Here is a 12,459-nt window from a genome sequence, read left to right as displayed (position 1 = left end):
GACGGGGCGATAACTGGCTTTTTAATCGTCTCTGAATCGTTTATGCTCATGGCGACCTCCGTGTGGCTTGGAATGAAAAGCAACGCACATTCTGTGCGAAATCCCAATCCAAACGAAGGTCAATTTTTTTGCGCTAACCCCAGGTGTTAAAACAACTTAAAACCTGCACGACGTCGAAGTTGGTGGAGAGGTGGCAGAAAAGCGTCGCAGCCATTAATCACGACAAGCCCAACGTTTTAGCGGCCCAGCATTGCGCTGGGCTGCTAACAAAATGATATGGCATTCCGCGTATGCCTATTCGTTCAGCTCCGCTTGCTCGTTTGAATACCTCTCCCAGAGTGAGTCCAAGCGATTGGCGATGGTCGCTTCGTCACCGACAACCAACCAGTATCGGTAGCGGTACGCTGACTTGGCGGAGAGCAAGACTCGATCAATCGGAGCCACGTGCATACACGGTCCCGCTTTGGGATCTTTGCTGAGGCCCCCACCATGCGGACCAAAGTTCCACTGCAAGGTTGAGGATGGCGAGAACACCGCGACGCCTTGTCCACCTGGCTCAAAAAATGCCATGGCTTTGCGAGGCGGCATCGCTTTGCCCCACGGCGGTCCAGGCGGTTGAGATTCGTCTCGCCATCGACCATCACCGAGATAGCTTTTTGCGTTCGCAAAATTGCGTGTGAAGTAACAAGCCGGGATCTCTTGTGCCCGCAGAATCGCTGGACCCCATCGATCATCGCCAGAACGCTGGGCAATAAACTCGCAACGCACGACGATGACATTGGTCATCGAGGGCTCAAATGCCGTCCATTGGCGCATCCGCGCGTCAGCCTCCTCGTCCGGCATATCCCACAACTTGGGAATGGTTTCGCTATACAGCGAATCGCGTTCGCGACGGGCTTCGGTCACCCGCGCCCACGATCCGATTCCGCCGCCTTGGATTGGATTCCAAGTCCAAGGACTCCACGATTTGCTTTGACCCTCGGCGGTTCGGTCCAGAGCCCGCCCGGCGTAATACGATTGCTGGATCAAGCGACCAGGGTCGGCAATGTTGACCATGTTGTTGGGATACCCGTCCCAAGATAGCCAAGTGATCGCAGCCCCTTTTTCACGATCGATTCCAATCTTGACGACGTCATTGTCAATCGAGAGCAATTCTTCGCCCGACGCGGTGGTTTGCGTCGACAAGCCGATCAGTGTGACCATCAACAAACAAGATTTCGATAACATTGCGATTTAGCCGGCGGCTTTAAATTCGGAACTTTGGTTCGCTTCGTTGATCAAACGAAACTCGATTGGTGTGTGCGATTGTAGATGAAGATCTTGTTGCGGGTAAGCAATCACGACACCGTGTTCTCGGAAAAGACGGTCGATGCCCAGCCGTACCTGCGTTTCGATTGTCCTCATCTGTGCCATGTTGCGAGCGGTAACCCAAAAGAAAACTTGAAACGCGAGTGAGCTGTCACCGAAATCGTTGAACGAGACACTCGGCTTGGGATGGGGATGAACGCCAGGATTTTCGCTGGCGGCTTGTTCAAGCAATTGCATGACTTTGTCCAATTGCGAGCCGTATGCGACGCCTACTTTGATCGACGATCGCAATCGATCATCGGTCCGTGTTAGGTTCGTCACGTTGTTCTCAAGGAACTTGCTATTGGGCACGATAATGTCCAAATTGTCCCCGGTGCGAATCATCGTGCTGCGTGCACCGATGCGAGTCACGTTGCCGTAGGTTTGGTCAATAAGGATCAAGTCCCCTGATTTGATCGGGCGTTCGGCGAGCAGAATGAGCCCGCTGATAAAATTGTTCAGGATGTTTTGGCTACCAAAACCGACGCCGATCGCAATCGCTCCGCCTAAAAACGTGAACATGGTTAGCGGTACGTTGGCATAACGCAGAGCGGTAAGTGCGAAGGTGATAAGCAACGCATAAAACGACAATGATTCGATCGCCCCTGCGGCCGCTTGCTCCACACCAAACTTGGGCAGCCGAGTTCCCATCAAACGACTCAGCCAACGGGCGGCAAAATAGCCGAAGATAATAAACAGAAAAGTGCTCGCGACTTTGCCAACCGTTAATGACGTGTCATCGATGTTAGTCAATTCATAATTCCAGACGCGTCTCATCGAACCCCACGCGTCTTCGATCCATTGGCCCAAACTTCGCGATGGCTCTCCCTCGATTTCCGATTGCAACCGGGTCAGTGCGCGCGAAGCACTGTCGATGCCCCAGAGGCTGCGGTTGTATTGTTCAATCTGTTTTGCCCACGACTCGTTCTGTTTGTCCAGCCAACGATTTCGTTCAGGATCCTGGGCGGTTGCCTCGTCGGCTTTGGAAGCGGCTGCATCCAGTGACGCTCGCGCTGCCGTCAATTTCAATTCGCGGGTTCGTCGCTCGCGAGACAATTGTTCTAGTTGGCTTAATGTTTCGGTCAGCCAGACTCGGCGTTCTTCACGCGTGGATTGTCCGGTTGCAACTCGATACCTGCGATCCCACGACGCCCGCATCATCGGCAATCGTTGCAAACGTTGATTGACAACGGCTTGTTCGACTTGGATCGTCTGCTTCGCAATGCTCAGTGCCTCCACACGCTCGGTCGCACTTGGATTTGGCGCGGCTAGAGAATCCACTTCTTGGCGTGCTGCCAACCAGCGACGTTCGGCATATTGCAAGTCGAGCTTCAGTGAATCGGCCATCCGATTCAATTCCATCTCGCGGACATCTAGCTCCGCCGTTTTTTCATCAAGCGTGAGTTTGGCGAAAGTGACTTGTTTGATAACGATCTGGCGTTTTCGTTCATTGATTTTCAGTTCGAGTGCATGAATCGATCGATTGGCTTCTTCGATCGACAACTCCAAGCGACGCAGTGCCAATGTTTCTTCTGCAAACCGGACCTCTCGCTCGATCGCTTTTGACGATTCGACCGCAGCATTGCCACCGTTCTCTTTGGTTTGACGAAGTGTCCGCTTGCTCGCTTCGACTTCCAGCCGTGATCGCTCGACACTTTCGCGTGCCGCCAACTGTGACTCGTCAAGCGAGTCTCTTTGAGTTTTGCTCGCCGCGATTGCGTCATTCAACTTGTCAAGAACGAGGATCGAGTAGGGCGGTCCATCGTCAATGCTGCCGCTGGCCAATTTGGTGAGCTGGTTTTTTAAATCCTCTTCTTTCGCGCGTAAGTCCTGCAGCACTGTCAGCGCATTTTTTTGCTGAGCCACCGTGACTTCGATCAAATTGCCTGAATCTACATCTGGCACGTCAGCTGCCAATGAGGGTTCGGCCAAAGTGGGGTCGGCGGAATCTTGGGGGGCGAACTCATCCGACTGGACGACGGGGACAGCCACAGATGTTCCGCCGGACGCTGCATCGGGTTCAGCGCTGGGTAAAGTTTCGGCCAGCGTTAAAGTGCTAGCGAGAAATACCAGCAAGAAAAGTAACGGTGCCAGCGATCCACGTGTCATTCGAATCAATCCATTGATCGCAAACTCACGATGATCGCAAATTGCATCAACGTGGTTGCGTTAACAATGGAGATAGAATGAGCCGGATGCAGGGTCAAGATGATTTTGCGTTACGCCGTCGCCTTGTCCGCTTTCAACACGGTTGCTTGCATAATCGTGAAGAACGACATCGGTGTGGGTTTGTAGCAGCGGTCGAAACGTAGGGGCAGTCCCGCGACGACGTCTTGCAGATCGAGATCGGTTCGCCATCCGAGGCGGCGTGTGATGTTACCGGCCGAATCGACTACTTTCGCGATCAATGTATTTTCGCTGCGGAAATGGTTGACCATTAGAATCTTGCCACCGGGACGGCACACTCGCACCATTTCGCTCATCATTGATTGCGGTTTTGACACGACGCTAATCGTGTGAAACGACGTCACTACATCAAAGCTGTTGTCCGCGAACGTCAATCGTTCGGCGTTCATCGGCATTACGTTGATGTGATTCCATTGTTTTTGGTCAATCAACTGCTCTGCCTCAGCGAGCATCGATTCGGAGAGGTCGACTCCGGTTAGCCGAATGTCGTGAGGATAGCTATCGAGCGACAATCCTGTTCCGACTCCCACCTCGAGAACTTGCGTTCCTGATGAAATGTTCATCGCTGCGACAGCGCTGCGGATGTTTCGTTTGGCAACGGCAGGCCATAACCCCTGATAAACGGGGACCAAATTGTCATACAGACGACTGCGATGGGGTTCGGCAGTTTTCGTCTTCTTCGGCGGCGAAACGGTACTCATGGTTTTTGAAACCCTGTGAAAAACTCAGTCATGCTGACTCAATATCAATGCTGGCATACCTTACGTTCCGCCCGCGTTGCATCGAAGCATCGCAGTTTTCGAGCAGGAGTCAACTCGAATTTGAGAACGCCTCGACGACCGTTAAGTCGTTACAAGGATAGCGTTTAGAGCATCCAGACCAATAGTCCCCAAACAGATTTTGAACCGATCTATTACACAGCTGATACAAATCGGGCTGGTTGCGGGGACCGTTTCTGCAAAATCCGGCATGCCAGGGGGGTGGATCAGGCAGGAATGGTGGGGTCAGTTGGGGCCGTTTTCCTGGCCAGCAGCGACCGCACGGGGGGGCCGAACGCGTAATAGCAAAACGCGATGGGGAGTGCGACCCAGTGCAAAAGGAACCCACCGACAATTGCAAAAAGTGCCTGGCCAAATTGATGCGTGGACCATCGGCCGCTAACAAGTTGCTGGAAAACGTGAGGATATTGGAACCTCGACGTCATTAAATACGCCAAAACGACCGCCAAGACGGGGATCACATAGTGAGCCGAAAGCAATGCGTACTGCGCGGTTTGGTGGACAAATGCGGGGTAAACCGGATCGGTCGCAATCGAGGCGAGGTCAGGCATCGCGATCGCAAACGCGGCGATGGCACCCGCAGCGGCGGGACTAGGTAGACCTTCAAATCCATCATGAGGATCGTCTTCGTCGGTTTCGACGTTAAATCGAGCCAAGCGAATGAGCACACAAAGGGTGAACAACACCCCGATGGTCCAACTTAATTTGTCCCAAAATACGTCGCTAATTCGCCAAACGATTACCGCAGGAGCGGTCCCAAAGGTGATCGCATCACACAAACTGTCCAACTCGGCTCCAAAACGACTCTCCTGGCCGGTCAACCGAGCTGCTGACCCATCCAACGCGTCAAAAACCATCCCAATAAAGATGAGGACGCCGGCAATAAACAGTTTTTCCTCAGGTTGGCGGGCGATCGAATCGCTCATCGCTACCGAGATCGCGGCCAGCCCGCAGACGGCGTTGCCAAGCGTCAAAAGCGTGGGCAAAACCGCCAGATTGAACTTTCGCTTTCGTCGTGGGCGATTCCTCTTTGACAATATTCGTTTGCCCAATCGCATTTTTCCACGTGGGATAGGCGATTCGCTGTCGTGTTCCAAATCCATGGGATCAACGTCATGCGATCCTTCCTCGTCGCCGGATTCGTCGTGGCTCGATTCAGCGAGTGCTTCGTCGTGAGGCTCGTTGCGGGAGCGTCCAAATGCTCGGCTGCCGAACAAACTGCGTTTGAGTTCACTCATGGATTTTTCGTTGTGATTCCAACATGGAAAGGGTTAGCGGAAACAGTCAGCAGTGTTTTTCGGATTGTGCGTGTGATTCTTGGTACGAATGGATCGAGTTCGTCCCCCCAAGCTTAATCATACAACGCCGTATCGCCGCGGCTAAATCGCCGCCTGAACGACCAAGCCCTGCAATTCTTACCGCAAACTAGCCAAGAATCTTGCGAAATCATAATTTTTGTTCTGACGTTTTCTAGACGACGAACATTTTTCAGCAAGCCGTTTTATTTTCTCTGGACGTTTCGAAGCGGTTCCAGTCACGTCGTGGCTGAGTCGCGGAATGGTTCGCATCGGTACTCATGGTCCACCAGCGTATCCGCTATAACAGCGGTATGTCGATATGCGAACCCACCGGAGAGAGTAGACGTTCATGATGACCCCCCGTTATTTAGTGCCCTTCGATACGCGCCGTTCACTTCATCGGTTTACCGATGTGTTGATCATTGGGGGTGGTCTAGCGGGTTTGCGAGCTGCCAACGCGGTCGAATCCAATCGCTCGGTTTTAGTGGTGACCAAAGACAAGCTGCGTGAATCGAACAGTAACTATGCACAGGGTGGAATCGCGGGAGTTGTCGATCCTGACGATCGCTTCGAAGACCATGTCATCGACACGATGGATGCAGGTGGAAACCTCTGCGACGCCGGCACCGTGGATATGGTCATCCGCGAAGGGCCGCGTCGGATCGAAGAATTGATTCGCTGGGGCACTCGGTTCGACGAAGCGGACGGCAATCTCGCGTTAGGCCGCGAAGGGGGCCACAGCCGCGAGCGAATCGTGCACGCTCAAGGCGATGCAACCGGCGCCGAGATCATGCGTGCGGTGATCGATCGCACCCGCAGTCTGCCCAACGTTGAAATTTGGGACAACGCTTTTACCGTCGACTTGTTGACATATGAAGGACGTTGCCGCGGCGCGATCATTGTCGGCCCCGACAATCGGCCGTTGATGGTGTGGGCGAAAGAGACCATTCTGTGTACCGGAGGCACCGGGCAAGTCTATCGCGAATCGACCAACCCGCCGGTTGCCACCGGCGACGGGCTTGCGATTGCCTATCGCGCGGGCGTTCAATTGCGGGACATGGAATTCATCCAATTCCACCCCACCGTGTTGTACATCGCCGGTTCCTCGCGTTCATTGATCACCGAAGCGATTCGTGGCGAAGGCGCTCATTTGGTTGACGCAGCCGGCCACCGTTTCATGCCCGAATACGATCCACGCGCAGAATTGGCACCGCGTGATGTCGTCAGCCAATCGATCATTCGGCAAATGGACGTCACCAAACATCCCTGTGTTTACTTGGACCTTGCCCACCTCGACGCGGAAAAGGTTCGCAAACGATTTCCCGGAATCGCTGAGGCTTGTGCTGCGTTCGGATTGGACATCACCAGCGACCGCATTCCCGTACGCCCCGGGGCTCACTACATGATCGGCGGCGTGACGGTGGACCGCCAAGGCCGCACGAGCTTGCCTGGACTTTGGGCGGCGGGCGAAGCGACCAGCAGCGGACTGCATGGTGCCAACCGTTTGGCCAGCAACAGTTTGTTGGAAGGTTTAGTTTACGGTGCTCACGCCGGCGAAGCCGCTTCACGTGCCGCGGCGGAACGCGACAATAAACTCGTTGCTTTGCCAATCCAACATCCCATTCATTTGCAACGCGAATCATTTGACGTCGCCGACGTGCGAGTCTCGCTAAAAAGTTTGATGGGACGTTGGGCCGGTGTCGAGCGAAATGCGAGCGAGCTGCGTGAAGCCGAGGATTCGATCCGCTCGTTTGCGGCCTATGTGATGTCGCGGCAATTTGACACCGTCGAAGGCTGGGAATTGCAAAATATGTTGTTGGTCGCTTCTTGTGTCGTTCGTTCGGCGCTAGCGAGAACCGAATCACGCGGAGTCCACTTTCGCTCGGACTTCCCGCAAGTGGATGATGAAAATTGGCGGCGGCATCTGACGCAACAGATTGACGTCGACGGTGGGCACCCCAAGATAGGTGAACCGTTGGAGCCCAATGAAATCACTCGAACGAGTTAGCATGCGTCTCACGGAAAGGGAACTGTGATCATGATTGAAGAAACCGTAAACAATATCATCGGTGACCCAGGCGAAGTGGCGTTTGTCGTCCACTCCAACGTCACCGGTCCGATTCGCGAGTTGACGTTTTTGCAACGGGCGTTACTGTTCGCCGAGTTGTCGATGATTTCTTACAATGACGAAGACGAGGCACGGCGTGCTGCCGAAGTCGCTGGGTTTCCGGACGTCACTTTCTACGATCGAGATGGATCCCAAGCGTTTCGATTCCGCAACGAGTTTGATTGTGTGATAGCTTGTCGTGGCACCGAGCCCAACGAGTGGAATGATATTCAGGCGGACGCAAATGCCGCATCCGTCGTTGCAGAAACCATTGGCAAGGTCCACCGTGGATTCAAACGAGAAGTCGACGATCTGTGGCCGATGCTTGAAACGGCGTTAATGAGCAACGAGCAACCGTTGTGGTTTTGCGGTCATTCGCTGGGTGGCGCGATGGCAACCATATGCTCTGGACGATGCTTTCTTTCGCACATTCAATCAAATCCCGAACAACTTTATACGTATGGCAGCCCACGCGTCGGCGATAACCGCTACGTTAACTATGTTGCGCTTGACCATTTTCGTTTTGTAAACAACAACGACATCGTCACCCGTGTGCCTCCGCTGTTGCTTGGCTATCGCCACTGCGGAAGCGAAGTTTATATTGATCGTCACGGACGTCTTGGGCGACTGGGGTTGATCATGAAACGTCGTGACCGTTGGTGGGGTTTCATTCACAGTCTACGACGCTGGAAAATCGACCACTTCATCGATCACTCCATCCACAACTATATCGACGCAATTTTTGCTGCCGTCCAGCTTGAGCAACAAGAGTTGACTGGCGGCGGAGTCGCAAAGTCGGGTTCCGAGTTTGCGGGTGAAGAACGCGAGTATACTGAAGAAGAGAGGGTTGATTTGCCTCATTTAAAACGCCACATCACCAACCCGCCAAAGATTGACAATTCATCCGACGGCGGCATTGACACGAACGAAATGAGAATTCAAGGATGAGTGGATCGAAACAAAGCTCTCGCAATCGATCCCATGACGCTGCGACCGAAAACGCAGCGATTGGATTTATGGAGATCGACGGGGTCCGACTAAAACTTTCGCATCCTTACGAAGGCGAGGGGCAATGGATCGGTCAACAAGAAGTGCTGATGCAATTGTTGGCTTGTTGGATTTCGGTCGATGAGACCGATTTGCCGCTGACTCCTCGATTGATCGGGTCGCCCGGTGTGGGCAAGACGCAATTAGCGATCGCGGCGGCCAAGGCGCAAGGACGTCCGCTGTACATATATCAATGCACCGCCGACACCCGCCCCGAAGATCTGCTGATCACTCCGGTACTCAGTCAAGGTGGGGAGATCGCTTATCACGCGTCACCGCTTGTCACGGCGATGATTACTGGCGGCATCTGTATCCTGGACGAAGGGAATCGGATGAATGAAAAGTCGTGGGCATCGCTCGCGCCGCTGCTCGATGGACGCCGCTACGTCGAATCGATCGTGGCAGGGATTACGATCCATGCCGAAAAGGAATTCCGTGCGACCGTGACGATGAACCAGGATGAGTCGACGTTTGAGATTCCTGACTACATCATGAGCCGCTTGCAACCGACGCTCAGCGTTGGGTTCCCCAGCAAGCAAGACGAGATGTCGATTCTGCAATACCATCTTCCGTTCGCTCAGCCTGAGATGTTGGCGATGACAGTCGAGTTCTTGCAGCACTCACACGAGCTGAAACTCGATTTTTCACCTCGTGACGGCATCAATCTGCTCCGTTTTGCAATCAAGCGAATGATGCAGGACAAGAATCATCCGATCAGCGGGGATGAGGCTTGGCAAGAGGCACTCGAGAAATGTCTGGGCGAAGAAGCTGTTGACCTGGAAAGTTTGGCCCAACGCCGAAAACGTACGCTCGGCGGCGATGCGGTTCCGCTCGGGCTTGCCGATTTGTTCTTCGATCCCGATGACCCGTTGCATCCCGATCGTGATGACGACGACGAGGACGACATCTAGCTTTAGCGGCCGAGACCATCAAAGGGGTGGTCTCGTTGAGCCCCGAATTATTTCGCAGGGCGATGCGAATCCAAATTATCGGCGTATTGGATCTTGTTAGTGATCTTGCGTGTGAGATAGGCATCCACCCCAGGGTCGTTTCCACGGTTATTCCTACGCCCATCTCTGGCCATTGCCCTCTTCATTGACCCCGGCGCGAGGCCTATGACGGTTGGTCGGAATCGATACCGAGAAAGCTCTTCTGTCACGAATTCTTGCAATTTCTCGCGATAATTCTTGTCTTATGACTTCCCATCTACCACCCGGAGACGCCAAAATGAGGCAACAATTGGGGGGTGCCGCGATGTTCTCGAAATTTAGGACAAGAATGATGATCCACAAGATTTGCTTGCGAGTTTGTACTTTGCTGCTGACCAGCGTCTTGGTCGCACTGGCGTCTGCGAGTGTGTTCGCGGCGGACCATCTAGATGCCCCTAATGTGCGTACCGATAGCACATTAGACATCAACGATTTGTATGCTTTCCAATCACCGCAGACGCCCAGCAATGTGGTGTTGATAATGACCGTGAATCCGTTCGCGGGCACGATGAACAGTGCCACAACGTTCAACTCGCGAGCGGTGTATGAATTCAGTATTGATACCGACAACGACGCGATTCCGAATTTTGCCTATCGCATCTATTTCACGGCGCCTCGCGGCGGGTCGCAGCGGTTTATCGTAGTGCAAGCCAACGGCAATGCGCTGGCTTCCGGCCAAACGGGACGCGCAACTGTAATCCGAGGTGGCGGTTTTGTGACGGCCGGATTATTTGATGATCCGTTCTTCTTTGATCGCAGCGTACTCGCGTCTCCGCCGGTTACGGGAACGGATGACTTTGCTGCAAATAATGTTTCGGCGATCGTCTTGGAAGTACCACGCAGTGTCTTTAACACAAACAACATTAGCGTTGGTGCTCGCACCACTAATCGAAACGGCCAGTTTGACCGAGTAGGACGTCCAGCAATCAATACGGTGTTAATTCCGGCCGGACTAAAGGATGCATTCAACGTTAGCGACCCACGTAACGACGTCGTTCAATTCCGACCCACCGTTGTTTCGACCTTGTTGTCGCTGGGAAATACACAAGTACAAGCGAATGGTTTGGCTGACGTGTTGCTCCCGGATCTTTTAACCATTGACACATCTAGTAGCGCTGGCTTTCTGAATGGTCGAAGATTGGCCGACGACGTGATCGATGCGGAGTTGAATTTGCTGACTCAAGGAGCGCTAACCAGTGACGGTGTGAATGCAAATGATAAAGCGTTCTTAACAACGTTTCCGTATCTGGCAGCCCCACATGTGATCGGCAACTAGATTTCGTCTAGTGATCGAAACTTGAACGGGTTCGAGGGCGGACATTTGAGTAATGTTCGCTAGGACGAGTACACGCATCACCGGAGCTTCTTAGCCTTGTCCAAATTCACTTACGTGTTTCTGCCGCTGTTATTCACGATCTTCTCACCGGTGATGGCTCAGCCGCCATCGCCGGTCGACGATGATCCGTATGCCAAGACGTTCGACGACTTTGAATGGGATGAAACGCAGGAGAGTTTTCCGATCCCAGGTGCGGTTGCTGTCGGCACCGTCATTCCTACTGAACATTCAATTGCGATCTATGAACAGCGAGTGCGCCGGTCACCGTCGGACCATTTTAGTTGGACGATGCTGGGGCGTTTATTTTTGTATCACGCTAAGGAAGCCGATGATTTGCCGGCGTACGGGCGTGCAACTGAAGCGTTAGAGAAAGCGGTATCGCTCAGCCCAGATTATATGCCGGCACGAATGGCGTTGGCATCGGCTTACAACTCTCAGCATCGATTCGCCGAAGGACTTGAGCTGGTGCAGGCAATATCCTCAGCAAATCCGCAATCTCCGACTGCCCTTGCGCTCGTTTTTGACAGCCAACTGGAATTGGGCCGTTACGATGCGGCGAGAAAGAGTCTAGAAAAGCTGCGTGGGATCGAAGATTCGCCTCCGGTTTTAGCTCGAGCGGCGCGGTTGGCGGAATTGGGAGGGGACGTTGAGCAAGCGATCTCGCTACTGGATCAAGCGATCTCGTCACTACAGACTCTGAGTGCGTTAGACGCAGAATATGTGTGGTACCTGTGGCGCAAAGGAACGTTGCTGTTGCAGCATGGCGAGGTTGCTGCAGCGACCTCGGTTTTAGAGCGTGCGCTGGGAATTGCTCCTGACGATCCCGCGGTCTTGGAATCGTTGGCACATGCACAACAATCCGCTGGTGATCTGTCCGCAGCGATTACGACGGTGACGCGATTGGTCGAAATGCATTCGCCACCACCGGCAATGGCGCTACTGGGAGATTTGTATGCTGCGGACGGCAAATCTGCGGCGGCCCAGCAATGGTTTGACAAAGCTGAAGCCGCGATGCGCGAGGAACAAGAGGTCGCTGGTGATGCACACGCCCGCGAGTTGGCAATGTTCCTAGCCGATCACGACCGGCATCCTGACGAGGCGGTTAAGTTGGCTCGCAAGGATCTGCTGCGACGACAAGACATCTACTCCTACGATGCCCTCGCATGGTGTTTGTTCAAGGCGGGTAAGGTTGAGGAGGCTCGGTCGCAGATGCGCGAGGCTATGAAATTGGGCACACGAGATCCCATGCTGGCCGAGCACGCTGCCAAAATCCAGCCGTGATTAGTTGAGACAACAGAAACGGCTCGCTTAATTTCTCAAGCGAGCCGTTGGCGTTCATCTCAAAATGTCCCTTATCTCCCACTCTTTC

The 12,459-nt window shown here is 53.6% G+C and carries 9 protein-coding genes; 5 read left to right on the top strand and 4 right to left on the bottom strand.

Features of this window, described 5'->3' with window-relative positions; translation table 11 throughout:
- Positions 1-294: 294 nt before the first annotated feature.
- From SH528x_RS23730 to pssA, 4 genes are all read right to left on the bottom strand, one after another.
- On the bottom strand, positions 295-1,227 hold the full coding sequence (locus SH528x_RS23730; protein ID WP_442505929.1) for a hypothetical protein: 933 nt from the start codon (positions 1,225-1,227) through the stop codon (positions 295-297).
- A gap of 6 nt (positions 1,228-1,233) precedes the next feature.
- Entirely contained in the window at positions 1,234-3,456 is a 2,223-nt protein-coding gene (locus SH528x_RS23725; protein WP_442505928.1) for a mechanosensitive ion channel domain-containing protein, read from the bottom strand.
- 110 nt (positions 3,457-3,566) lie between these two features.
- Positions 3,567-4,235, bottom strand: a complete 669-nt coding sequence (locus tag SH528x_RS23720) for a class I SAM-dependent methyltransferase (RefSeq protein WP_442505927.1) — start codon at positions 4,233-4,235, stop codon at positions 3,567-3,569.
- Positions 4,236-4,519: 284 nt separating this feature from the next.
- Entirely contained in the window at positions 4,520-5,551 is a 1,032-nt protein-coding gene (gene pssA / locus SH528x_RS23715; RefSeq protein ID WP_442505926.1) for a CDP-diacylglycerol--serine O-phosphatidyltransferase, read from the bottom strand.
- A gap of 409 nt (positions 5,552-5,960) precedes the next feature.
- Between pssA and nadB the strand changes: the two genes are divergently transcribed.
- From nadB to SH528x_RS23690, 5 genes are all read left to right on the top strand, one after another.
- Positions 5,961-7,619, top strand: a complete 1,659-nt coding sequence (gene nadB, locus SH528x_RS23710) for an L-aspartate oxidase (RefSeq protein WP_442505925.1) — start codon at positions 5,961-5,963, stop codon at positions 7,617-7,619.
- Positions 7,620-7,649: 30 nt separating this feature from the next.
- Positions 7,650-8,666 carry a lipase family protein gene (locus tag SH528x_RS23705; RefSeq protein WP_442505924.1) on the top strand — a complete coding sequence of 339 codons (1,017 nt, stop codon included), beginning with the start codon at positions 7,650-7,652 and terminating at the stop codon, positions 8,664-8,666.
- Entirely contained in the window at positions 8,663-9,676 is a 1,014-nt protein-coding gene (locus tag SH528x_RS23700) for an AAA family ATPase (protein WP_442505923.1), read from the top strand. The genes SH528x_RS23705 and SH528x_RS23700 overlap by 4 nt, the downstream gene beginning before the upstream one ends.
- Before the next feature lie 367 nt (positions 9,677-10,043).
- Complete coding sequence (locus SH528x_RS23695) at positions 10,044-11,030, top strand: DUF4331 family protein (RefSeq protein ID WP_442505922.1); 987 nt, start codon at positions 10,044-10,046, stop codon at positions 11,028-11,030.
- A 96-nt stretch (positions 11,031-11,126) separates the two neighbouring features.
- Entirely contained in the window at positions 11,127-12,371 is a 1,245-nt protein-coding gene (locus tag SH528x_RS23690) for a tetratricopeptide repeat protein (RefSeq protein WP_442505921.1), read from the top strand.
- Positions 12,372-12,459: the final 88 nt, after the last annotated feature.

Source organism: Novipirellula methanifontis, assembly GCF_052161655.1.
GTDB lineage: Bacteria > Planctomycetota > Planctomycetia > Pirellulales > Pirellulaceae > Novipirellula.
This window is presented reverse-complemented; position numbering and strand designations above follow the sequence as displayed.

Bases quoted from the DNA above. Each gene is read 5' to 3' on its own strand.
- SH528x_RS23730 (WP_442505929.1), bottom strand. From the start codon at position 1,227: ATGTTATCGAAATCTTGTTTGTTGATGGTCACACTGATCGGCTTGTCG.
- SH528x_RS23725 (WP_442505928.1), bottom strand. From the start codon at position 3,456: ATGACACGTGGATCGCTGGCACCGTTACTTTTCTTGCTGGTATTTCTC.
- SH528x_RS23720 (WP_442505927.1), bottom strand. From the start codon at position 4,235: ATGAGTACCGTTTCGCCGCCGAAGAAGACGAAAACTGCCGAACCCCAT.
- pssA (WP_442505926.1), bottom strand. From the start codon at position 5,551: ATGAGTGAACTCAAACGCAGTTTGTTCGGCAGCCGAGCATTTGGACGC.
- nadB (WP_442505925.1), top strand. From the start codon at position 5,961: ATGATGACCCCCCGTTATTTAGTGCCCTTCGATACGCGCCGTTCACTT.
- SH528x_RS23705 (WP_442505924.1), top strand. From the start codon at position 7,650: ATGATTGAAGAAACCGTAAACAATATCATCGGTGACCCAGGCGAAGTG.
- SH528x_RS23700 (WP_442505923.1), top strand. From the start codon at position 8,663: ATGAGTGGATCGAAACAAAGCTCTCGCAATCGATCCCATGACGCTGCG.
- SH528x_RS23695 (WP_442505922.1), top strand. From the start codon at position 10,044: ATGATGATCCACAAGATTTGCTTGCGAGTTTGTACTTTGCTGCTGACC.